This is a genomic window from Vibrio sp. 11986-1-5 (genome assembly GCF_963878025.1).
GTDB classification, from domain to species: domain Bacteria; phylum Pseudomonadota; class Gammaproteobacteria; order Enterobacterales; family Vibrionaceae; genus Vibrio; species Vibrio injensis.
On the sequence record NZ_CAWNVW010000011.1, the window covers coordinates 183,264 to 204,628 of the forward strand.

23 protein-coding genes are annotated in these 21,365 nt (G+C 44.0%); 16 read left to right on the plus strand and 7 right to left on the minus strand.

Going from position 1 to position 21,365, the window contains the following annotated elements; all coding sequences use genetic code 11:
* The first annotated feature begins 3 nt into the window (after positions 1 to 3).
* The 3 genes from AACS00_RS03840 to AACS00_RS03850 all read left to right on the plus strand — a co-directional run bounded on the left by AACS00_RS03840 (position 4) and on the right by AACS00_RS03850 (position 1,445).
* On the plus strand, positions 4 to 534 hold the full coding sequence (locus AACS00_RS03840) for an elongation factor P hydroxylase (protein WP_110166568.1): 531 nt from the start codon (positions 4 to 6) through the stop codon (positions 532 to 534).
* Between the two features lie 10 nt (positions 535 to 544).
* Positions 545 to 802 (plus strand): YfcL family protein, encoded by a 258-nt coding sequence (locus tag AACS00_RS03845; RefSeq protein WP_072669892.1) that lies wholly within the window; start codon positions 545 to 547, stop codon positions 800 to 802.
* A gap of 118 nt (positions 803 to 920) precedes the next feature.
* Positions 921 to 1,445 carry an NADPH-dependent FMN reductase gene (locus AACS00_RS03850; RefSeq protein WP_072669891.1) on the plus strand — a complete coding sequence of 175 codons (525 nt, stop codon included), beginning with the start codon at positions 921 to 923 and terminating at the stop codon, positions 1,443 to 1,445.
* Positions 1,446 to 1,572: 127 nt separating this feature from the next.
* On the opposite strand, the gene mnmC is transcribed toward AACS00_RS03850, so the two are convergent.
* On the minus strand, positions 1,573 to 3,597 hold the full coding sequence (gene mnmC / locus AACS00_RS03855; RefSeq protein WP_110166569.1) for a bifunctional tRNA (5-methylaminomethyl-2-thiouridine)(34)-methyltransferase MnmD/FAD-dependent 5-carboxymethylaminomethyl-2-thiouridine(34) oxidoreductase MnmC: 2,025 nt from the start codon (positions 3,595 to 3,597) through the stop codon (positions 1,573 to 1,575).
* Positions 3,598 to 3,723: 126 nt separating this feature from the next.
* Between mnmC and fabB the strand changes: the two genes are divergently transcribed.
* From fabB to AACS00_RS03870, 3 genes are all read left to right on the plus strand, one after another.
* On the plus strand, positions 3,724 to 4,935 hold the full coding sequence (gene fabB, locus AACS00_RS03860; RefSeq protein WP_072669889.1) for a beta-ketoacyl-ACP synthase I: 1,212 nt from the start codon (positions 3,724 to 3,726) through the stop codon (positions 4,933 to 4,935).
* A 271-nt stretch (positions 4,936 to 5,206) separates the two neighbouring features.
* Complete coding sequence (locus AACS00_RS03865) at positions 5,207 to 6,352, plus strand: 4-phosphoerythronate dehydrogenase (protein WP_072669888.1); 1,146 nt, start codon at positions 5,207 to 5,209, stop codon at positions 6,350 to 6,352.
* Complete coding sequence (locus AACS00_RS03870; RefSeq protein WP_072669887.1) at positions 6,336 to 7,349, plus strand: aspartate-semialdehyde dehydrogenase; 1,014 nt, start codon at positions 6,336 to 6,338, stop codon at positions 7,347 to 7,349. The genes AACS00_RS03865 and AACS00_RS03870 overlap by 17 nt, the downstream gene beginning before the upstream one ends.
* An 87-nt stretch (positions 7,350 to 7,436) precedes the next feature.
* Here the strand turns inward: AACS00_RS03870 and fcrX are convergent, their stop codons facing one another.
* Complete coding sequence (fcrX, locus tag AACS00_RS03875; RefSeq protein WP_110166570.1) at positions 7,437 to 7,883, minus strand: ferric iron uptake transcriptional regulator FcrX; 447 nt, start codon at positions 7,881 to 7,883, stop codon at positions 7,437 to 7,439.
* A 256-nt stretch (positions 7,884 to 8,139) separates the two neighbouring features.
* Here fcrX and AACS00_RS03880 point away from each other — a divergent pair, with 256 nt between their 5' ends.
* The gene (locus AACS00_RS03880; RefSeq protein WP_072669886.1) at positions 8,140 to 8,649 is read left to right on the plus strand and encodes a DUF4442 domain-containing protein; all 510 of its coding nucleotides are present in this window, start codon (positions 8,140 to 8,142) and stop codon (positions 8,647 to 8,649) included.
* 6 nt (positions 8,650 to 8,655) lie between these two features.
* Here AACS00_RS03880 and AACS00_RS03885 read toward each other — a convergent pair whose 3' ends face one another.
* Positions 8,656 to 9,540, minus strand: a complete 885-nt coding sequence (locus tag AACS00_RS03885; RefSeq protein WP_072669885.1) for a LysR family transcriptional regulator — start codon at positions 9,538 to 9,540, stop codon at positions 8,656 to 8,658.
* A gap of 123 nt (positions 9,541 to 9,663) precedes the next feature.
* On the opposite strand from AACS00_RS03885, the gene AACS00_RS03890 reads away from it, so the two are divergent.
* Positions 9,664 to 10,071: a CidA/LrgA family protein gene (locus tag AACS00_RS03890; protein ID WP_072669884.1), complete on the plus strand. Its 408-nt coding sequence runs from the start codon at positions 9,664 to 9,666 to the stop codon at positions 10,069 to 10,071.
* A gap of 2 nt (positions 10,072 to 10,073) precedes the next feature.
* Positions 10,074 to 10,769: an LrgB family protein gene (locus AACS00_RS03895; RefSeq protein ID WP_072669883.1), complete on the plus strand. Its 696-nt coding sequence runs from the start codon at positions 10,074 to 10,076 to the stop codon at positions 10,767 to 10,769.
* Positions 10,770 to 10,833: 64 nt separating this feature from the next.
* On the opposite strand, the gene fldA is transcribed toward AACS00_RS03895, so the two are convergent.
* Both fldA and AACS00_RS03905 read right to left on the minus strand, forming a co-directional pair.
* On the minus strand, positions 10,834 to 11,361 hold the full coding sequence (fldA, locus tag AACS00_RS03900; protein WP_072669882.1) for a flavodoxin FldA: 528 nt from the start codon (positions 11,359 to 11,361) through the stop codon (positions 10,834 to 10,836).
* Positions 11,362 to 11,475: 114 nt separating this feature from the next.
* Positions 11,476 to 12,240, minus strand: a complete 765-nt coding sequence (locus AACS00_RS03905) for an alpha/beta fold hydrolase (protein ID WP_072669881.1) — start codon at positions 12,238 to 12,240, stop codon at positions 11,476 to 11,478.
* A 92-nt stretch (positions 12,241 to 12,332) separates the two neighbouring features.
* Between AACS00_RS03905 and seqA the strand changes: the two genes are divergently transcribed.
* Entirely contained in the window at positions 12,333 to 12,869 is a 537-nt protein-coding gene (gene seqA / locus AACS00_RS03910) for a replication initiation negative regulator SeqA (RefSeq protein ID WP_072669880.1), read from the plus strand.
* 107 nt (positions 12,870 to 12,976) lie between these two features.
* Positions 12,977 to 14,623 carry a phosphoglucomutase (alpha-D-glucose-1,6-bisphosphate-dependent) gene (pgm, locus tag AACS00_RS03915; RefSeq protein ID WP_110166571.1) on the plus strand — a complete coding sequence of 549 codons (1,647 nt, stop codon included), beginning with the start codon at positions 12,977 to 12,979 and terminating at the stop codon, positions 14,621 to 14,623.
* Between the two features lie 68 nt (positions 14,624 to 14,691).
* On the opposite strand, the gene AACS00_RS03920 is transcribed toward pgm, so the two are convergent.
* Positions 14,692 to 15,444 (minus strand): DUF1853 family protein, encoded by a 753-nt coding sequence (locus tag AACS00_RS03920; protein WP_110166572.1) that lies wholly within the window; start codon positions 15,442 to 15,444, stop codon positions 14,692 to 14,694.
* 93 nt (positions 15,445 to 15,537) lie between these two features.
* On the opposite strand from AACS00_RS03920, the gene AACS00_RS03925 reads away from it, so the two are divergent.
* A complete protein-coding gene (locus AACS00_RS03925; RefSeq protein WP_181397457.1) occupies positions 15,538 to 16,296 on the plus strand; it encodes a Nif3-like dinuclear metal center hexameric protein in 759 nt (252 codons plus the stop codon).
* Between the two features lie 94 nt (positions 16,297 to 16,390).
* Here AACS00_RS03925 and AACS00_RS03930 read toward each other — a convergent pair whose 3' ends face one another.
* Entirely contained in the window at positions 16,391 to 17,680 is a 1,290-nt protein-coding gene (locus tag AACS00_RS03930) for a citrate synthase (RefSeq protein WP_110166574.1), read from the minus strand.
* A 397-nt stretch (positions 17,681 to 18,077) separates the two neighbouring features.
* Here AACS00_RS03930 and sdhC point away from each other — a divergent pair, with 397 nt between their 5' ends.
* The 4 genes from sdhC to AACS00_RS03950 are packed head-to-tail and all read left to right on the plus strand — an operon-like array spanning position 18,078 to position 21,300.
* Positions 18,078 to 18,470 (plus strand): succinate dehydrogenase cytochrome b556 subunit, encoded by a 393-nt coding sequence (gene sdhC / locus AACS00_RS03935; RefSeq protein WP_072669875.1) that lies wholly within the window; start codon positions 18,078 to 18,080, stop codon positions 18,468 to 18,470.
* Positions 18,464 to 18,808: a succinate dehydrogenase, hydrophobic membrane anchor protein gene (gene sdhD / locus AACS00_RS03940; RefSeq protein WP_072669874.1), complete on the plus strand. Its 345-nt coding sequence runs from the start codon at positions 18,464 to 18,466 to the stop codon at positions 18,806 to 18,808. The genes sdhC and sdhD overlap by 7 nt, the downstream gene beginning before the upstream one ends.
* Positions 18,809 to 20,575 (plus strand): succinate dehydrogenase flavoprotein subunit, encoded by a 1,767-nt coding sequence (gene sdhA / locus AACS00_RS03945; protein WP_072669873.1) that lies wholly within the window; start codon positions 18,809 to 18,811, stop codon positions 20,573 to 20,575.
* A gap of 14 nt (positions 20,576 to 20,589) precedes the next feature.
* A complete protein-coding gene (locus AACS00_RS03950; RefSeq protein WP_072669872.1) occupies positions 20,590 to 21,300 on the plus strand; it encodes a succinate dehydrogenase iron-sulfur subunit in 711 nt (236 codons plus the stop codon).
* The last annotated feature ends 65 nt before the right edge of the window (positions 21,301 to 21,365 follow it).

The window sequence follows — 21,365 nt, forward strand, 5'->3', positions numbered from 1 at the left end:
TTGATGAGCCATCAATATCAAGATTTGATCGCTATTTTTAATCAAACCTTTTTTGCTGATTATCAGACAAAACTTGAATTAGGTGGCGACGAACCGATTTATTTACCTGCTGATGTGCACACGCCTTATCATCGAATTATCTTTGCCCGTGGATTTTATGCCTCGGCATTACACGAGATAGCTCATTGGTGCGTTGCTGGCCCCGAGCGCCGCTTGTTAGAAGATTTTGGTTATTGGTATGAACCAGATGGTCGCTCGGCACAAATGCAAGCCGAATTTGAGCGAGTAGAAATCAGGCCGCAAGCTTATGAGTGGATTTTAGCGCAAAGTGCAGGATTCCCCTTTACGGTAAGCTGTGACAACCTACATGGTGATTATGAGCCAGATAGGCTGGCGTTTATGCACAAGGTTCATCAGCAAGTGCTGGAGATATTAACCACGGGCTTACCTCCTCGAGTAGCACGATTGTCACAGGCACTACGAAGCTTTTATCGCACACCGCCATTGAGTACTGAACAATTTATAGTCAAATAATGAGAAGACGATGATTATTGAATTTGAAGAAAAATTACTAGATAGCATTGATGCACGTATTGAATCAGCATCCGATGATGAACTGTTTGCGGGCGGGTATTTACGCGGACATATTTCATTATCGGCAGCGACTTGTGAAGAACAGGGTATCAATGATATTGAGCAGCTTAAAGCGCTCATCGAGCAAAGTCTACAAGAGGCGCGTTCAGAGCTTAGCCCTGCTGATCAGGCGATTGTTTATGCTTTATGGCGTGAATTAAGCGCTTGATATTCTTGCAGAGCGTTCTTATTCAGAAATTTTGAACATCACCGTAAAATTTTTGTAGTTGCGCGATAACTGGCGAGTGTTTACTCTGTGCTTATTATATAAACAATGAGGTTATCCTATGAAAGTTATCGCATTTGGCGCGAGCACCAGCTCTCAATCTATCAATCAAGCGCTAGCCACCTACGCGGCAAAGCAAATTGAGGGTGCGCAAGTGACTGTATTGAATATCAATGATTATTCTGTACCTATGTTTAGCGAAGACCGAGAAAAAGAATTAGGTCAAGCTGAAGGTGCACAAGCCTTTTTACGTGATTTAGCGCAAGCCGATGCCTTTGTGATTTCTTTTGCTGAGCATAATGGACATTACCCTGCTGCTTATAAAAATTTGTTCGACTGGACGACTCGTATCGATCGTGAGTTGTTTAAAGGTAAGCCTGCGGTGTATTTTGCAACGTCACCAGGCCCTGGTGGCGCTCAGTCAGTATTGGCCGCAGCGGTTGCGTCAGCGCCATTTTTCGGTGGTAATGTTAAAGGTTCACTCTCTGTTCCTAGCTTCTATGATAATTTTGACTTAGCAACGGGCGAAGTAACTAACCCAGAGATTGCCGAAAAAATAAAAGCCACAGTAGCACTGCTTAGCTAAGCTTAGTGTTTTGTGTTAGTGAAGCCTCGCTTTTCAGCGAGGCTTCACTATGTTGGGGTGTTGATAGTGAGGCATTTAACATTCAGTTTTAGGCGCTGAAAAGCCGCGCATAAGGTGGTCAACAAGATCACGACTCTTTTTCTGTAATGGCTTTACCTTTCTTTAATTTTCTTACCCACATACGACTTGGATGTAATGAGGCCAATACATCGACAGGTAAAGGCAATGGCTCACCACAGATCTGTGCAGCCAAGACTTCAGCCATCAGTGGTGCCGAGCTTAAACCGCGGGAACCTAAACCCACTAAGGCATACAACTGAGGATATTGGGCAATGGTCGGAATTTGATGCTCTCTTTTTTGTGGTAGATCAGCGTATTGCTCAATAATGGCATCACGTAAGCCGACATTACCGACAAAAGGTAAATGATCACGGCTGACACAGCGAACCCCTTGACGTGATTGATTATCAGAAGTATCCACCATCATTGGCCAAGTTTGATTAGCCAGACAACGAGTTAACCGCGTGCTATTTTCTTGCTGTGCTTTTGCATCGAAGGTTTGGTCAATATGCTGTCTATCGTAACTCGCACCGATACAATGAGTAGCATGACGAGGGCTGCTTGGGGTTAGATAACCGTCATAGCAAACTACTGAACGTAGTGCTTGTAACGTCGAATTCGTTGGTGCGTGACTCACTTGTCCCTTAACTTTGCCCAGCGGTAAGTGCTTGCTTTGCGTAAAGCTATCAAATTGATGGCCATTGGCAATCACAACACACTGATGCTGAAACTGTTGCTCTTGACCAGTGAGTTGCCATGTCATGGTATCGGCTTGCCACGTTAACGATTCAATCGCTTGTTGGTAATGGGCCGTCATTAGCCCTTTGTTGGTTAAGTGCTCTAATAGCCCTTGAGTGAACTCTGCCGGGCATAACCAACCACCTTGTGGATAATGAATACTCGGTACGTCAACAGGCAAGCCAATCTGTAAACTGGTTTGCTCTGCGGTTAGGTAATGCAGTAATTGATCGGGGAATTCCCCTTGGGTAAGACGCGTTAATTTATCGGTAGACTTGTCATCCCACATTAACTGAGTGACTCCACACCAGTCGTATTCAAAGTCTATCTGCTGCGCGAGACGTTGCACAAATTGACGAGTAAACAGAAAAGCAGGGGCAAAGACACGAGATACATTGCTATGTTGGCCATTGAGTAGCGGATAGATGGCTCCCTGTCGATTACCAGAAGCACCTTGTGCTGGCGCTTTATCCGCGCAATATAAGGTAACGGAGATGCCGCGTTGGGTTAGGGCGTAGGCCAGTGTTGCGCTAGCAATGCCGCCGCCGATGATCGCTACATCATGGACAGACTCTGTCGCTTCAATCTGGTAATAAGGCTTAATATTGCAGTATGGCTTTTTATGCTCAATCCTACCGGCGAGCATTTCTCGCTTAGTGCCAAACCCTTTCACCTTGTTCATCATAAATCCAGCTTGATTGAGCCCTCGGCGAACGAATCCTGCGGCGGTAAAGGTAGCACAGGTGCAATGTTCTTTGGCTAACTGACTCATGCCATCAAATAAACGTTGGCTCCACATTTCTGGGTTTTTACTCGGAGCAAAGCCATCTAAAAACCAAGCATCAACTAAACCATGTTCAGAAACCGCCACTTGAGGTAAGCAGTTTTTAATATCTCCAAACCACAAATCTAAAATAACCGCACCATCTGCCAACGTAATTCGATGGCATTCAGGCAGCGCCAAAGGATAGGCTTGATGCAATTGTTCGGCGTAGTCGGTGAGTTCCGGCCAAGCTTGATGGGCCTTGATCAGATCGTTTTTATTGAGCGGATATTTTTCAAAGCTGATAAAGTGCAATGTCTTAATCGCTGCATTAGGGTTTTGCTGGCGAAATTGATCGAAACATTGCCATGTCGCGAGAAAGTTTAATCCAGTGCCAAAACCCGTTTCAGCAATCACAAAGTGCCGTTGGTCATATTCTCGCCATCTTTGTGGGAGATGATTCTGACTAAGAAAGACATAGCGTGTCTCTTCTAAACCATTGGCATTTGAAAAATAGACGTCGTCAAATTGGTCTGAGACAGGGGTTCCGGCGTCATTCCAAGCCAATTGTGCATGAGTGATGGAAGTCATAAGCGATGATTTCTAGCAAATAAGGCATTAATAGAGCAAGATTGTACGGATTTATAGGAAAGCTGACCACTTCTGTTACTTATCTTGGTTATCATTTAGCGGAATTTTGAATTATAGGAATGTCACATGAAACGAGTCGTCATCACCGGGATGGGAATTATTTCCAGTATCGGTAACAACGTCCAAGAAGTTTTAGCGTCTCTTAAAGCCGGCAAATCAGGTATCACAGCCTCTGAGCAATTCAAAGAACAGGGGTTACGTTCACAAGTTTGGGGTGATTTAAAGATAAACCCAGCGGATCATATTGATCGCAAGCAGATGCGCTTTATGGGTGATGCAGCGGCTTATGCTTATCTTTCTATGGAGCAGGCCATTGCCGATGCTGGATTGACTCCTGAACAAGTATCGAATGACCGTACCGGTATCGTGGCGGGTTCTGGTGGTGCTTCTTCACTTAACCAAGCTATTGCGGTGGATACTTTACGTGAAAAAGGCGTTAAACGTATTGGTCCTTATATGGTGCCGCGTACGATGTCTTCTACAGTATCGGCTTGTTTGGCTACACCGTTTAAAATTCGTGGTGTTAACTATTCGATCAGTTCAGCCTGTGCGACTTCTGCACACTGTATTGGTAATGCGATGGAACTGATTCAGCTTGGTAAACAAGATATTGTGTTTGCTGGTGGCGGTGAAGAACTGGATTGGACATTGACGATGATGTTTGATGCTATGGGTGCATTATCGACCAAGTATAATGATACGCCAGATAAAGCCTCTCGTACCTATGATGCTGATCGCGATGGTTTCGTTATTTCTGGTGGCGGCGGTATGCTGGTAATTGAAGAGTTAGAGCATGCTTTGGCACGCGGTGCAAAAATTTACGGCGAACTTGTGGGTTATGGTGCAACCTCTGATGGCTACGATATGGTGGCACCGTCTGGTGAGGGTGCGGCTCGTTGTATGCGAATGGCGATGCAAAATGTCGATAGCGTTGATTATGTCAACACCCATGGTACGTCGACACCTGTCGGTGATGTGAAAGAGCTGGGTGCAATTCAAGAAATCTTTGGCGGTCATAGCCCTGCGATTTCTGCAACGAAAGCAATGACGGGGCACGCGTTAGGCGCAGCAGGCGTTCATGAGGCGATTTATTCTACCTTGATGCTGCATCATAATTTTATCGCCCCTAGCATCAATATTGATAATCTTGATCCCGCTGCTGAGGGGTTAGATATTGTCACTCAACCACGTGAACAAGAGCTCAATACCGTCATGTCAAACAGCTTTGGCTTTGGTGGTACTAACGCCACGTTGGTGATCAAAAAATACCAAGCTTAATCACCTTCTTGTTCAAGGTGAGCCATTTCCAGAGCTGATCGGGATCACCGATCACACAGACGCAGACTCTGTCCCTTGAGAGCGGGACGAGATCCTTTTGTTCTGGGTATTTGCCCGGTAGCCTTTTGGCACCGGGTATTTTTATGCTCGACACACAGAGTGCTTTTCTGCACAATGCCCAACAAAATCTTCATCACGTATTGGCAAATGAGCCCTCAGGGTTTTAGGCCTACCATGATCCTAATGACAATCTAATAGTGTGAATTCGGCTATGAAAATCTTGATCGACGAAAATATGCCTTACGCTGAGCAACTGTTTAGTCAGCTTGGTGAGGTCATTCTTAAACCAGGCCGTACGTTAACGGCTGGCGATTTAATTGATATTGATGCATTGATGATTCGTTCGGTCACTAAAGTGGATGCTGATCTATTGAGTAAAGCGAATCGACTGGCTTTTGTCGGTACGGCAACAGCGGGGATGGATCACGTTGATCAAGCATTACTAGCAGAGCGAGGCATATTTTTTACCGCCGCGCCCGGTTGTAATAAAGTCGGCGTTGCAGAGTATGTGTTTAGTGTCTTAATGGTGCTTTCGCAGCAGCAAGGTTTCTCTATTTTTGATAAAACCATTGGCATCATTGGTGCTGGACAGGTGGGCAGCTACTTAGCCCATTGCTTGACAGGATTAGGGATCAACGTATTGCTTAATGACCCACCTAAACAGGCGCAAGGGGATACGCGAGTATTTACGCCTCTGGAGCAACTGTTGACGGAAGCGGATGTGATAACCTTGCATACGCCGATCACTCAGCAGGGCGAGTGGCCCACTCACCATTTAATTAATGAGCAGATATTGGCTGGTTTACGAGGCGATCAAATTTTGATTAATGCGGCGCGAGGTCCTGTGGTCGACAATGCGGCATTAAAGGCACGTTTACAACAAGGTGATGGCTTTACCGCAGCTCTTGATGTTTTTGAATTTGAACCGCAGGTGGATTTAGAACTGCTGCCATTATTGGCATTTGCGACGCCCCATATCGCGGGTTATGGTTTAGAAGGTAAAGCTCGTGGTACGACCATGGTTTTTAATCAATACTGTGAGTTTTTAGGCAAGGCGCTCTGGGCGAATCCATCCAGTTTATTACCCATAGCCCCTGTGCCTGAAGCAGTGTTGAATCGTGCTTGGGATGAAGCAACCTTGCTCAGCTTAACGCAACTTATTTATGATGTGCGACGAGATGATGCTCTGTTTCGTCGGCAGATACATCAACCCGATGCGTTTGATCAGATGCGCAAACAGTATTGGGATCGGCGTGAATATAGCGCAATTAAGCTAGTGGGTGATGACTCATGTCAATTAGAGCCACTGGCGCAACTCGGATTTACAATAGAGGTTACAAATGAGCCAAGAATTTAATGTTGCGATTTTCGGTGCAACGGGCGCGGTTGGGGAAACCATGCTGGAAGTATTGCAAGAGCGCAAATTTCCTGTCGGTGAACTGTTTTTACTCGCGAGCGAGCGCAGCGAAGGCAAGACCTATCGCTTTAATGGGAAAACCATACGAGTACAAAACGTTGAAGAATTTGATTGGTCATCGGTTCATATTGCGTTGTTCTCAGCCGGTGGCGAGCTGTCTGCCCATTGGGCGCCGATTGCCGCTGATGCAGGGGTGATTGTCATTGATAATACCTCTCAATTTCGTTATGACTACGATGTTCCATTAGTGGTTCCAGAGGTGAATCCACAGGCGATTGCCGAGTTTCGTAATCGCAATATTATTGCTAACCCTAATTGTTCCACCATCCAAATGTTGGTCGCCTTAAAACCGATTTATGATGCGGTTGGCATTGAACGAATTAATGTGACCACTTATCAGTCCGTATCTGGAGCAGGTAAGGCAGGAATCGATGAACTAGCAGCGCAAACGGCGAAGCTATTGAATGGGCTTCCTGTTGATGCAGGTACGTTTAGTCAACAAATTGCTTTTAACTGTATCCCACAAATCGATCAATTTATGGATAATGGTTACACCAAGGAAGAGATGAAGATGGTGTGGGAAACACAAAAAATCTTCAATGATCCTGCCATAATGGTTAACCCAACGTGTGTCCGAGTTCCAGTGTTCTATGGTCATGCAGAAGCGTTGCATATTGAGACTCGTAGCCCAATTGATGCTGAGCAAGTCATCAGCCTCTTGGAACAAACAGAAGGAATTGAGGTTTTTCAAGGACAAGATTTCCCAACTCAAGTCCGTGATTCCGGTGGTAAAGATACGGTATTAGTTGGACGCGTCCGTAATGATATTAGTCATCATAGCGGAATCAATTTGTGGGTGGTGGCAGATAATGTTCGCAAAGGGGCTGCAACCAACGCGGTACAAATTGCGGAAGTGTTGATCCGAGATTATTTGTAATTGACAAAATAGCCTCGTACGCTATCAATATCTTCGTCCATGACTGGCGAACAAAAAAACCACCTTGCGGTGGTTTTTTTATTTATCTTATCGAGCCTTATGGGCTGAAGGGTTATTTTTACAACCCCCATCAGCGCATTTACCATAAAGATATAAACTATGATTAGTCAGCTGAACATTGTAACGTGCAGCGATCTCTTTTTGACGCTGTTCGATAACGTCGTCAGAAAACTCAATCACTTCACCACAATCAAGACAAACAAGATGGTCGTGATGGTGCTGGGTTGAGAGTTCGAAAACTGATTTTCCACCTTCAAAATGATGGCGAGTCACGATACCAGCGTCATCAAATTGATTTAACACGCGATAAACGGTGGCAAGGCCGATCTCTTCACCGAGATCAATCAGCTTCTTGTACAGCTCCTCAGCACTAATATGTTGGCACTCAGGCTGCTGTAATACTTCTAAAATCTTTAGCCGTGGAAGGGTTACTTTAAGACCGGCATCCTTTAGCGCTTGGTTATTGTCTGACATATACTTTCCCGTTGATGATCTGCAGTCGTAAACAGAGGTCAATGTTGTTCCACATTATAGGCCACTCGATTAAAACAATAAACCACGAACTTCAAAGGGTTACTGTAATTACCACAAAATCGAGTTTCATCACGGAGAAATCTGATCTGACCAGTTACAATTATGCAACATTAACTTGTGTGTAGCTTCATTGAGTTAGATGCTCATCGAGCATCACGATCAGTGAAGATGAGATAGAGTCTAAGGCACGGATAGCATGAATAAAACACTTGAGAAGTTGTATAAACCCAATATTGTGAAGTGGGCATTAAATAGTTGGCCACCTTTTTGGGGATCTGGGATAAAAATCGAGTCAATCAGTGAAGACTTCCGCGAGGCTAGATTACGTTTAAAGCTTCGTTGGTGGAACAAAAATGCCAATCGTTCCCAATATGGTGGCAGCATCTTCTCTTTAACGGATCCTGTATATTCATTGATGCTGATGGGAATTTTAGGTCGTCAATATTATGTTTGGGATAAAGAGGCGAGCATTAACTTTATTAAACCTGGGCACAGCGATTTATACGCTGAGTTTTTGATTTCTCAAGCTCAACTGGACGCGATATTGGTTGCGACGGCGAATGGTGATAAATGTTTTCCTGAGTTTATTATTCATGTCAAAGATAAACAAGGTGAAGTTGTGTCTGAAGTACATCGCAAACTGTATGTCCGTAAAAAACCTAAGTACCGTCAAGACGGAGATTATCAAACAGATAATGCTGCGTAATCGCGTTCATCGAGACGATGGATGAGTGCGACAAAGTTGTATCCAAGCTTCTGCGGTGCGAGAAAGGTAACGTTCACTATGCCAGATAGCACTCAATGTCCAGTCAATACTTGGGGTTAGTGGTTTAATCAGTACCCCTTCATTTTGGATTCTTAAACAGAGTGGCTCGGGTAAAAAGGCGACTCCGATGCCACTTTTTACAAGCGCAACGAGAAAATCCCATTGGCTACTTCGCGCCGCAATTTGTGGTGTAAATCCGTGTGTTAGACATTGCTGATCAACATAATCGCTTAAGGTAAAGTCTTCTGTATAAAGATAAAAAGGTTCTTCTTTGAGTGATGACCAATCGATCTTTGCCATGGCAGACCAAGGCATGGTTTGCGGTAATACTGCGTAAATTGGGTAACTGTCTAGTACTAAGGTGCTGAGATGTTGTTCTGCATGACGCGATAACATAGTAATAGCGACATCCAACTCTCCATCAAGTACGGCTTGTTCTATTTTCCTTCCGCCATACTCGACTATCGTCATTTCCACCGCTGGATAGATTTGCCGGTATTGCCGGATCAACCCTGCATAAAGATGGCCAACCATCGGGGGAATACCTAAACGCAGTTGCCCCCCTTGGAGTTGATTTAGATCGATCAGTTCGGCTTCTAGTTGAGTAAAGTGAGCCAAAATTTCTTGTGCTCGTAAATATACAATGTGTCCGGCATCGGTTAACCAAAAGCGATGACCTTGGCGATGGAGTAATGGTTGACCAATTTCTTGCTCAAGACTACGGATCATTTTACTGATCGTTGGTTGGGTAACAAAAAGCTTCTCTGATGCACGAGTAAAACTTTGTTGATTGATGAGTTCCACAAAATAACGTAGGGCTTTGATATCCATAACTGAGGCTCTGATGGTGGATTTATTCTATATTGGCATAATTTTTATAATAAAAATTCATTTTATGAAAATTTTAACGCTCTCTATAATGTGATTAATTTCACATTATGAGCGAATGATGCCATGAAAAAACTCAGAACCGTTTTGCTGACCGTTGGGCAAATTGCCGCGTTAGGCCTGATATGGTTAATAGCAGATCGCTTGGTTGATTATTTTCATTTACCGCTCCCTGCCAATCTAACGGGGATGCTGTTATTGCTTGCTTTGGTCTTCAGTAAAATAGTCAACGTTGAATGGCTACGACGAGGGGCTGCTTGGCTTTTAGCGGAAATGTTACTGTTTTTTGTTCCAGCAGTAGTTGCTGTGGTTAATTATCAGCCGCTGGTTCGAGAGCAGGGGGGGAGAATTATTTTAGTGTTAGTACTGAGTACGGTTTTAGTGATTGCGATTACCGCGTGGGTAGTCGATAGATTGTACCGTCTCGAGCTTAAATTAGCGCGTCGAAAAAGTAATAAGTTAGCGGGAGCCTAATAATGTTGCACTCGATTTCATTACTCGGTATGACGTGTTTGGTACTGACTTTAGCTCTGTATTACGTCTGTAAAATGCTTTATCAGCGTAAGCGAACGATTTTTTTAATGCCTTTATTATTAGCTCCACTCCTTTTGGTACTGATTGTTATTGGTATGGATATTCCTTATCCATCCTATATGGAAGAGTCTCGTTGGTTATTATGGCTACTTGGACCGGCCACCGTCGCCTTTGCGATTCCTGTGTACGATAATCGAGTCTTAATTCGTCGTCATTGGTTGTCATTGTCGGTTGGTGTGGTTGTGTCAGTGATTGTTGCTGTAAGCAGTACGGTCTTGCTGGCTCGCTGGTTTGAATTACCAGAGTTACTGCAGCGTAGCTTGGCGATGCGCTCAATAACGACGCCTTTTGCTGTGGAAGCAACGCGCGCCATTGGTGGTGAAAGTGACTTAACGGCACTGTTTGTCGTTCTCACTGGAGTTATTGGCATGGCCGTGGGTGAAAGTCTATTAACCTTCTTATCGATTCGTTCTCGATTTGGGCGTGGTGCGAGTTTAGGGGCTTCTGCCCATGGTGCAGGGACTGCGAAAGCGTATCAAATGGGTAATGCAGAAGGCGTGGTATCGAGTGTCGTGATGATGATAGCTGGGATGGTGACGGTACTGATTGCGCCGTTTTTAGGCCAGCTATTGTGGTAAATAGATCCAATCATTCATAAAGAGTTTGTGTTAAAAAGAACCGCCCAAATTAGGGCGGTTCTTTTTAGTCTTCTAGCTCAGCTAAGCACATTTCTTCATATACTTGTTGAACCCAAGCGGTCACTCGCTGCTCAGTAAGTTCAGGTTGACGGTCTTCGTCAATACATAAACCGACAAAGTGGCTGTCATCAACTAGGGCTTTAGAGGCTTCAAACTCATAACCTTCCGTCGGCCAATGGCCAACAATCGTTGCACCTTTGGCTTGAATGATATCTCTAACCGTACCCATAGCATCACAGAAATACTCAGCGTAGTCTTCTTGGTCACCACAACCAAAAATAGCCACGAGTTTAGTTGAAAAATCAATCGCTTCTAGTTCTGGGAAAAAGTCATCCCAATCACACTGCGCTTCACCATAGTACCAAGTGGGAATACCAAGCAATAAAAGATCAAAGTTATCAATATCTTCTTTACTACTTTTCGCGATATCTTGTACGTGAACCAGTTGTTTACCGAGTTGTTTTTGAATCATTTTTGCAATAGCTTCGGTGTTACCTGTATCGCTACCAAAAAAGATACCTACACTTGCCATAAAGTCTTTACCTTTAAATCAATCTGCTTGCGCGAACTATACCACTGTTATTTGTTAAAGTTAATCCACCTATTGACTTTCAAATTTCCCTTAACTTGTTATGGATTAAGCGATTTAGAGGATAAATTTACGAATCGCACGGAGTACTTCTGCTGGTTTTTCAGCATGTAACCAGTGGCCAGTATTAGCGATAACGTGTGCTTTTGCTCGGCTAAATTGTTGCTGGATGGCGGGTTGATGTTCTGCCATTAAGTAATTTGAATCGGCCCCTTTAATAAATAATGTCGGGGTTGAGTTACTGGCAATTGGTTCCCAGCCAAGAATATTCCAATAGTTAGCCTTAATGGCTGGTACGTTAAATCGCCAAGTCATAACACTATCTTGGTTGACCAGTGATTTCCCTAAAAATTGGCGGACGCCTTCCTCATCGATATGCTGAGCTAACAAGGTCATCACTTCACTACGAGAGGACGGTTTTTGTTCTAACACCGCATCGAGCCCATCAAGTACTTGTTGGTGACGATGTACGGTATAGGCGACGGGGGCCATGTCTAATATCACCAACTGTTGAACCGTTTCTGGTGCTAGATCGGCTAATTTCATCGCAACTTTACCGCCCATTGAATGACCAATAACGGTGGCTTGAGTTATCGACAATTTGGTAAGCAGTTGATCGACATCTCGCGCCATTAGGGCGTAGTTATGTTCTGAAGAGTGAAACGATTGTCCATGGTTACGTAGGTCAATACTCAGCACTTGATGATCGTGTTTCAGATCTCTTGCGAGTAGCCCTAAATTGTCTAAATTACCAAATAAACCATGGATCAGAACGACGGTGTGACCCTCACCTTCGAGTTTGTAATTAAGCAGTGCTGACATTTTATCTTATTAGTAATGGGTTTAACGTAGAGTATCGGTAAAGATCTCGCTATAATCCCCCAGAGTTTAAACATAGAGATTGTGAAAAGCGAATGAAAACAATTGAGGTTGATGAAGATCTATACCGTTATATTGCCAGTCAAACCCTACACATTGGTGAGAGCGCTTCCGATATTTTACGTCGCTTATTGAAGGTTGATAGTCAGAGTCTTGCGGCTACACCGGCTATCACTGCTCCTAAAGGGTTAGTGGTCAGTAAAGATGCGGCTCAAGAGACAAAAGTTGATAGTGTTAAGGCGATGCGCGAGTTACTGATTTCAGATGAATTTTCTGCACTGAAAAAAGCCGTTGATCGTTTTATGTTAGTTCTATCCACACTCTATCGTATCGATCCAGCGAGCTTCTCAGATGCCATGATCGTTAAGGGACGCAAGCGAGTTTACTTTGCTGATAACGAAGCGACCTTACTGGCGAACGGCCAAACGACAAAACCAAAAGCGATTCCAAATACGCCGTTATGGGTAATTACCAATAACAACACCAGCCGTAAACAGCAAATGGTCGAGCAAGTGATGCTGAAAATGAATTTTCCAGCAGATATCATTGAAAAAGTCACCCTATCTATCTGAAGTGACACGATCAGCCGTTAAAAGTCTGACTAGAACCTCATACTGGGCATATAAAAATGCGTATTATGAGGTTTTTTATTGATTATTATTTTTAAAAGGATGTCATTATGGCTATGCACCCTCGTGCAGGACAAAAAGCACAACAACAAGATTTACATAATATTCCGGCTTTAGTTTCTCATTACTACCTGTTTCAACCCGATGCGAGTAATCCGCAGCATAAGGTTGAATTTGGTACTTCCGGCCATAGAGGGTCGGCTGATAAATTCACGTTCAATGAACATCATATTTTAGCTATCGCGCAAGCGATCGTTGATCTACGTACAGAATTGGATACAACCGGGCCTATTTTTGTCGGTAAAGATACGCATGCTTTATCTGAACCTGCCTTAAGTAGTGTGCTCGAAGTGCTCATTGCCAATCAGGTGGAAGTCATTATTCAACAGGATAATGGTTATACGCCAACGCCGGGTATCTCTCATGCCATCTTGACCTATAACCAACAACATGCTGATAAAGCGGATGGTATTGTTATTACTCCATCACACAATCCACCTCAAGATGGCGGTATCAAATACAATCCTACCCATGGTGGACCCGCGGAAGGTGAGCTTACCAAAGCGATTGAAAACCGAGCTAATCAGCTAATTGCCGATGGTTTGCGCGGGGTGAAACGCGTGGCTATTGTTGAAGCGAAACAGTCACCTTTATTGAAGCAGATTGATTTAGTGAAACCTTATGTTGACGACTTAGTGAATGTTGTCGATATGGCCGCGATTCAGAAAGCCAAACTGAAGATGGGGGTCGACCCATTAGGTGGCAGCGGAATTGATTATTGGCGACAAATTGCTCAAACGTACGATTTAGATTTAACGTTAGTTAGTGAAGCGATTGATCCTACGTTCCAGTTTATGTCACTGGATAAAGACGGCGTAGTGCGTATGGATTGCTCATCTCCCTATGCGATGGCTGGCTTATTAGCACTGAAAGACCAATACGATTTAGCGTTTGGTAATGACCCTGATTATGATCGTCATGGTATTGTTACCCCACAGGGTTTAATGAATCCTAACCATTTCCTAGCCGTTTGTATCGATTACCTCTATCGACATCGCTCTGCGTGGAAATCAGAAGTCGCGGTGGGGAAAACGCTGGTTTCGAGTGCCATGATCGATAAAGTCGTGGCTGATTTAGGACGTGAATTGTGTGAAGTACCTGTTGGTTTTAAGTGGTTCGTGGATGGGCTATACAGCGGCCATTTTGGTTTTGGTGGAGAAGAGAGCGCCGGTGCGTCGTTCTTGCGTCAAGATGGGACCGCTTGGTCAACAGATAAAGATGGTATTATTCTGTGCTTACTTGCTGCGGAGATAACCGCGGTAACTGGTAAAAATCCTCAGCAATATTACGATCAATTGGCGGCGAAGCATGGTGAATCGCACTACAGCCGCATTCAAGCCGTAGCCAATGGACCACAAAAAGCTATCTTGAGCCAGCTTTCTGCTGAGATGGTCACGGCACAAACTTTAGCCGGAGATGTGATTACTGCTCGTTTAACCCATGCTCCTGGCAACGGCGCAGCGATTGGTGGGTTAAAAGTGACGACTGATCATGGTTGGTTTGCTGCACGCCCATCAGGGACAGAAGATATTTATAAAATCTATTGTGAGAGTTTTAAAGGCGAGGAACATTTAAAACAGATAGAGCAAGAAGCGCAAGAGATTGTCAATCAAGTCTTTAAAAATGCGGGACTATAACGAATCAGATGATGAGATTGGTTGAGTAAAAAACAGGCCATGAATGGATGTTCATGGCCTGTTTTGTATCACGTCATTGATGGCCATTCGTCAGGCATAATAAACCAAAATATTCCTGACTGGCTTTGGCAGTGCACAAAACCTAATTCTTCGCCTTGATAGCGTGGGCTTTGTTTATCTCGGCCGGTTAACCATTGTGGTTTCTCTAATCGATATAAAGGCTCGTCAATCAATGACTGTTGATGTTGATAACACCAATGACCTTGAATTTGAGAAGGATTGAGTGGATACCCTAAACATTCCGTTGGAATGGGTTCTGGCTGGAATGGGTTGGTATATAGGCGGCCTTGCATCAACAAATGGGGGCGAGCATTGGCCCATAATGGATATTGCTGACAAAAAACAGCATTGCTGGACAAAGGGAGTTGATGGTTGAGCATGTGGTTGAGTTTGAGATCTAGCCTATCTTCAGCGTTGGGGCCATACCATTTCTCTTGATGAAGTAGGTAGAACTTGATGGCTACTTCCCAATGTTCGTATTGTTCTGTTTTGCGGTTTTTGGCAATAAAATCTATCGAGCCTAGAGTTGTGCCTTGTTGATTAAGCTGAATCTCTTCTGATACGGCATTATAGCGAGGAGTCGCGGTGAATAATTGTTGACATAAAAATTGATAAATAAATCCTAGTCGCTGATTACCTTGATAAGTTGGCCATTGCTGATAAGACGGTTGAATAAAAGGAACTTTAGAGACTATTGGCTCTGCCCCTTGAAAGATTGGAGGAGTGGTTACCACCCATTGCATAAGCTGTTTTATATCCATCGTGAGCACCATCTACGGTTACCATTCCGTTTTCGACATTCTAGCCTGAAATTGTTATAAACACGTCATAACAATAGTTTAATGGAACAAAATATGAACAACTTACAGTTAGAAGCGTTGTTAAATGAGACCTTGTCTCCACAATTAGTGAAAGATTACTGCCCTAACGGCTTGCAAGTCGAAGGTAAAGCGGAAATAAAAAAAATCATCACGGGTGTTACGGCCTCGAAAGCGTTAATTGAACAAGCGATTGAACGTCAAGCTGATGCACTACTTGTCCATCATGGCTATTTTTGGAAAGGAGAATCAGAGGCGATTCGCGGGATGAAAGGGCAACGATTGCGACAGTTAATCAAACATGACATTAATTTGTTTGCCTATCATTTACCACTGGATATTCATCCTCAATTGGGGAATAACGCTCAGCTCGCTCAATTACTTGGCATTCAAGTGGAGGGCGGGCTAGAAGGGCATGCTCAATCTGTCGCTATGTACGGTTGCCTCAACCGTCATTACTCTGGTGATGAGTTTGCCCAGCATCTACAAACGGTACTTCACCGTCAGCCATTGCATATTGCTCCTGAGCAAAATGACAAACCGATTAAAAATATTGCTTGGTGCACGGGCGGTGGTCAAGATTATATTGAGCTGGCTGCAGAGCAAGGGATGGATGCGTTTATTTCTGGTGAAATATCTGAGCGCACCACTTATGCGGCACGAGAACTAAACATTCATTATTTTGCTGCGGGCCATCACGCTACCGAGCGTTATGGTGTTAAAGCATTGGGTGAATGGTTAAGCCGCGAACATGGTTTTGTGGTGGAGTTTATTGATATTGATAATCCGGTATAAATTAAAAGAGCGAGTAAATCTCGCTCTTGATTTTTTATCAGCTTGAACAGAGGAGCCTCATCGGCTGCTCTGTTCGTTGATTTGAAGTGGCGACCTATTGGCGCTCATGCAATGGCACAAACTCACGAAGTTTTTGCCCAGTATAAAGCTGACGAGGACGGCCTATCTTGTTGTTGACGTCTGAATGCATTTCATTCCAGTGCGCGATCCAACCTATCGTGCGTGACATAGCAAAGATAACGGTAAACATGGAGACTGGAATACCGATGGCTTTGAGAATAATACCTGAATAGAAATCAACGTTCGGATAGAGTTTCTTCTCCACAAAATAGGGATCAGAAAGAGCAATACGTTCAAGTTCCATAGCTACATCAAGTAGTGGATCGCTAATATTGAGTTCTTTGAGAACATCATGGCACGCTTCACGCATGACCGTTGCACGTGGGTCGTAGTTTTTGTACACCCGATGACCAAAGCCCATTAAGCGGAATGGGTCATCTTTATCTTTTGCTCGGGTCACGTACTCAGGAATTTTATCGACAGAACCAATTTCTTCTAGCATGCGTAAGCAAGCTTCGTTCGCTCCACCATGAGCAGGTCCCCACAGTGATGCGATACCTGCGGCAATACAAGCAAAAGGATTGGCACCTGAAGAACCGGCTAAACGAACGGTTGATGTTGATGCATTTTGCTCATGATCGGCATGCAAAGTGAATATTTTATCCATAGCACGAGCGACGACAGGATTAACTTCATATTCTTCACACGGATTAGCAAACATCATGTGTAGGAAGTTTTCTGCATAGGTTAAATCGTTACGTGGATAGATAAATGGTTGACCAATCGAGTATTTATAACACATTGCAGCCAAGGTCGGCATTTTTGATAATAAACGATAAGCAGCAATTTCTCGGTGTGTATCGTTATTGATATCCAGTGAATCGTGATAGAAAGCCGCTAATGCACCGACTACGCCACACATCACCGCCATTGGGTGAGCATCGCGGCGGAAACCGTGGAAGAAACTAGCAATTTGCTCGTGAACCATGGTATGGCGAGTAACTATCTTCTTAAACTCTTCGTATTGTTCACGGTTAGGGGCTTCACCATAAAGAAGGATATAACAGACTTCTAAATAATCAGCATTATTGGCTAACTGTTCGATAGAAAAGCCGCGATGTAACAAAATACCTTTGTCACCATCGATATAAGTGATTTGAGATTCACAAGATGCAGTGGCAAGAAAACCCGGGTCAAAAGTAAAGTAGCCATTTGAGCCTAATTGACGAACGTCGATTACTTGAGGGCCTATTGTCCCATCCATAATCGGCAGCTCAATGGGCGCTTTACCTTCAATATGAAGGGTCGCTTTCTTATCTGCCATAGACAATCTCCTTTGTTTATTATTTAATCCGTCCAGGATGTTTGTGTGTCATTCTTGTACGTCCGATCGCCATTAAAGTCAATTTTTCTCCTCCGATGTGTGCACTTACTTTGATTTTTTATACATATAAAGTTAAAAATCTGTTCTGTGTAGCAAAAATTGTTACATCATTTGTTGTATAATGTTGCCAGCCGTATAAAGGCGTAGCAAATTTTGGTAAAAACCTTATAAATTCAAAGCTCAAAACAATTCAAGGTAAAAACACTTAACCTTGTAATTAACATTTTTTTTACAATGTAAGCGCAGTTATCGCCGTTTATTTGTTGAATAAATGTTAGGTTTTGTCGGTTTGTTGCCAAATTTCATCGATAACTATAAATGCTTCAATTAGAGCTGAGTGAGCAAGCCCGTGAAAGAAAGAAAGTCAAGACCGGTTAATCTAGATCTGCAGACTATACGCTTTCCGATCACAGCCATCGTTTCTATCCTGCATCGTATCGCGGGGATCATAACGTTTGTGGCGGTCGGTATATTGTTATGGTTACTGTCCCTCTCTTTGTCATCACCAATAGGATTTATGGAGGCGAGTCATATCGTTAATGGCTTTTTTGTCAAGTTTGTTCTTTGGGGCATCTTAACAGCATTGGCCTATCATATTGTCGGTGGTATACGTCATCTTCTTATGGATATGGGGTATTTTGAAGAGTTAGAAAGTGGTGCGCTGAGTGCCAAAATATCATTGGTTATCACGCTAGTGTTATCAGTGTTAGCGGGGGTATTAGTATGGTAAAGCATGTTTCTTCGTTTGGTCGTAATGGGGTACACGATTATCTCTTGATTCGTGCCACGGCCATTCTTATGACCCTTTATACCCTTTACGTAGTGTTGTTTTGTGCTTTCACTGACATTACCTATTTAACATGGACTCAGTTTTTCTCTAGCACTTTCACTAAAGTGTTCACCATGTTGACCTTAGTTTGTATTTTGATTCATGGCTGGATAGGGCTTTGGCAAGTATTGACCGATTACGTCAAGTGCTCAAAGTTGCGTAGTGTTTTGCAATTGGTCGTTATTGCGGTGTTATTTGGATACTTTTTCTCTGGCCTATTCGTATTGTGGGGTGTGTAAGTGACTATTCCTGTTCGTGAATTCGATGCTGTTGTTATCGGTGCTGGCGGTGCCGGCATGCGCGCCGCGCTACAAATCTCAGAGCAAGGTTTAACCTGTGCTTTGCTATCTAAAGTATTTCCAACTCGTTCGCACACGGTCTCAGCTCAGGGCGGCATTACTGTAGCCTTGGGTAACTCACATAAAGATGATTGGCAGTGGCACATGTACGATACCGTTAAAGGTTCAGACTACATTGGTGATCAGAATGCAATTGAGTACATGTGTAAAAATGGCCCTCAATCGGTGATTGAGCTTGAGCGTATGGGACTGCCTTTCTCTCGTTTTGAAGACGGTTCGATTTATCAACGCCCATTTGGTGGCCAATCGAAAGAGTTTGGTGGTGAGCAAGCGGCACGTACTGCCGCCGCTGCGGACCGGACTGGTCATGCGCTGTTGCACACGCTTTATCAGCAGAACATTAAATACAAAACGACCATTTTCTCCGAATGGTATGCACTGGATCTCGTTAAAAACCAAGATGGCGCTGTTTTGGGTTGTACAGCGTTGTGCATGGAAACGGGAGAAATTTGCTACTTTAAATCGAAAGCGACGGTACTGGCTACTGGCGGTGCCGGAAGAATTTATGCGTCAACAACCAATGCGCACATTAATACTGGTGATGGTGTGGGTATGGCATTGCGCGCCGGTGTTCCGATGCAGGACATGGAAATGTGGCAATTCCATCCAACAGGGATTGCTGGAGCTGGCGTGCTAGTGACAGAAGGGTGTCGTGGTGAAGGTGGCTATCTACTGAATAAAGATGGTGAACGTTTCATGGAGCGCTATGCGCCTAATGCGAAAGACTTAGCTGGCCGTGACGTGGTTGCTCGCTCAATGATGATTGAAATCCGTGAAGGTCGTGGTTGTGATGGCCCATGGGGTCCACACATTAAGCTGAAACTGGATCATTTAGGTCGAGATGTTCTTGAATCACGCCTACCGGGTATTTGCGAACTGTCTCGGACTTTTGCCCATGTTGATCCCGTTAAAGAGCCGATTCCGGTGATTCCTACTTGTCATTATATGATGGGAGGAGTACCGACTCAGGTCTCTGGTCAAGCCATCAAACAAGATAGAAACGGCAAAGATATTGAAGTGCAAGGTTTGTTCGCTTGTGGCGAAATTGCCTCGGTTTCAGTTCATGGCGCAAACCGTCTCGGTGGTAACTCATTATTAGATTTAGTGGTATTTGGTCGTGCGACAGGATTGCACCTTGGTGAGACTTTAGCCGCGCAAACGGAAGCTCGCCCCGCAACACAATCAGATATCGAAGCTTCTCTTGCTCGTACGATGCGTTGGGAAAACAGTACTGGTGGCGAAGACCCGGTACAAATTCGTAAAGATTTGCAACGTTGTATGCAAAATAACTTCTCGGTATTTAGAGAAGGAGAAGCCATGGCAACCGGACTTGAAGAGCTGAAAGTCATTCGTGATCGCTTGAAAAATGCGCATTTAGCCGATAAGTCAAAAGAGTTTAATACTCAACGTATCGAATGTTTAGAGTTAGATAATCTTATGGAAACGGCATTTTCTACCGCCGTGGCGGCGAATTATCGTACGGAAAGCCGAGGCGCTCATGCTCGTTTCGATTATCCTGAACGTGACGATGCTAATTGGTTATGCCATTCCATCTACGATCCAGAAACCGAACAGATGAACAAGCGTGATGTCAATATGACGCCGATTCATCGTGATGCTTTTCCACCTAAAGCTCGTACATACTAAGGGAGGACTCAACTATGAAACTTAACTTCTCTTTGTATCGTTACAATCCGGATGTTGATAGCAAGCCATACATGAAAGATTATGTGCTCGATGTTGCAGAAGGTTCGGACATGATGGTGCTTGATGCTCTGATCTTATTGAAAGAGCAGGATCCATCGATCGCTTTTCGTCGTTCTTGCCGTGAGGGGGTATGTGGCTCTGATGGTTTGAACATGAATGGTAAAAACGGATTAGCCTGTATTACCCCTCTTTCTGCTTTGAAAGGCAGTAAAATTGTTATTCGCCCATTACCGGGTCTACCCGTCGTGCGCGATTTAATCGTCGATATGACACAGTTCTACGATAACTACGCCAAAGTGAAACCATTTTTGATTTCTGACGGTGAGATACCGCCTTCTCGTGAGCATCTCCAGTTACCTGAAGATCGCGCACATTTGGATGGGCTGTATGAATGTATTATGTGTGCATGTTGTACCACTTCTTGTCCGTCGTTCTGGTGGAACCCAGATAAATTTATCGGTCCAGCAGGATTGCTAGCGGCTTATCGTTGGTTAATTGATAGCCGCGATACGGCAACAGATGAGCGCTTGTCAAATCTTGATGATGCATTTAGCGTTTTTCGTTGCCATGGCATCATGAATTGTGTAAGTGTTTGTCCTAAGGGATTAAACCCGACAAAAGCAATTGGCCATATCAAGTCGATGCTGGTCAACCGCTCGGTTTAGATGAAAAGATTGCAGGCCTTCGGGCCTGCCTTTTATAGCTCGGCATAGACCGCAGCAAACGTGAA

What these genes read in the sequence shown, in the direction of transcription:
- AACS00_RS03840 (WP_110166568.1), top strand. Translation starts at nt 4, where the DNA reads ATGAGCCATCAATATCAAGATTTGATCGCTATTTTTAATCAAACCTTT.
- AACS00_RS03845 (WP_072669892.1), top strand. Translation starts at nt 545, where the DNA reads ATGATTATTGAATTTGAAGAAAAATTACTAGATAGCATTGATGCACGT.
- AACS00_RS03850 (WP_072669891.1), top strand. Translation starts at nt 921, where the DNA reads ATGAAAGTTATCGCATTTGGCGCGAGCACCAGCTCTCAATCTATCAAT.
- mnmC (WP_110166569.1), bottom strand. Translation starts at nt 3,597, where the DNA reads ATGACTTCCATCACTCATGCACAATTGGCTTGGAATGACGCCGGAACC.
- fabB (WP_072669889.1), top strand. Translation starts at nt 3,724, where the DNA reads ATGAAACGAGTCGTCATCACCGGGATGGGAATTATTTCCAGTATCGGT.
- AACS00_RS03865 (WP_072669888.1), top strand. Translation starts at nt 5,207, where the DNA reads ATGAAAATCTTGATCGACGAAAATATGCCTTACGCTGAGCAACTGTTT.
- AACS00_RS03870 (WP_072669887.1), top strand. Translation starts at nt 6,336, where the DNA reads ATGAGCCAAGAATTTAATGTTGCGATTTTCGGTGCAACGGGCGCGGTT.
- fcrX (WP_110166570.1), bottom strand. Translation starts at nt 7,883, where the DNA reads ATGTCAGACAATAACCAAGCGCTAAAGGATGCCGGTCTTAAAGTAACC.
- AACS00_RS03880 (WP_072669886.1), top strand. Translation starts at nt 8,140, where the DNA reads ATGAATAAAACACTTGAGAAGTTGTATAAACCCAATATTGTGAAGTGG.
- AACS00_RS03885 (WP_072669885.1), bottom strand. Translation starts at nt 9,540, where the DNA reads ATGGATATCAAAGCCCTACGTTATTTTGTGGAACTCATCAATCAACAA.
- AACS00_RS03890 (WP_072669884.1), top strand. Translation starts at nt 9,664, where the DNA reads ATGAAAAAACTCAGAACCGTTTTGCTGACCGTTGGGCAAATTGCCGCG.
- AACS00_RS03895 (WP_072669883.1), top strand. Translation starts at nt 10,074, where the DNA reads ATGTTGCACTCGATTTCATTACTCGGTATGACGTGTTTGGTACTGACT.
- fldA (WP_072669882.1), bottom strand. Translation starts at nt 11,361, where the DNA reads ATGGCAAGTGTAGGTATCTTTTTTGGTAGCGATACAGGTAACACCGAA.
- AACS00_RS03905 (WP_072669881.1), bottom strand. Translation starts at nt 12,240, where the DNA reads ATGTCAGCACTGCTTAATTACAAACTCGAAGGTGAGGGTCACACCGTC.
- seqA (WP_072669880.1), top strand. Translation starts at nt 12,333, where the DNA reads ATGAAAACAATTGAGGTTGATGAAGATCTATACCGTTATATTGCCAGT.
- pgm (WP_110166571.1), top strand. Translation starts at nt 12,977, where the DNA reads ATGGCTATGCACCCTCGTGCAGGACAAAAAGCACAACAACAAGATTTA.
- AACS00_RS03920 (WP_110166572.1), bottom strand. Translation starts at nt 15,444, where the DNA reads ATGGATATAAAACAGCTTATGCAATGGGTGGTAACCACTCCTCCAATC.
- AACS00_RS03925 (WP_181397457.1), top strand. Translation starts at nt 15,538, where the DNA reads ATGAACAACTTACAGTTAGAAGCGTTGTTAAATGAGACCTTGTCTCCA.
- AACS00_RS03930 (WP_110166574.1), bottom strand. Translation starts at nt 17,680, where the DNA reads ATGGCAGATAAGAAAGCGACCCTTCATATTGAAGGTAAAGCGCCCATT.
- sdhD (WP_072669874.1), top strand. Translation starts at nt 18,464, where the DNA reads ATGGTAAAGCATGTTTCTTCGTTTGGTCGTAATGGGGTACACGATTAT.
- AACS00_RS03950 (WP_072669872.1), top strand. Translation starts at nt 20,590, where the DNA reads ATGAAACTTAACTTCTCTTTGTATCGTTACAATCCGGATGTTGATAGC.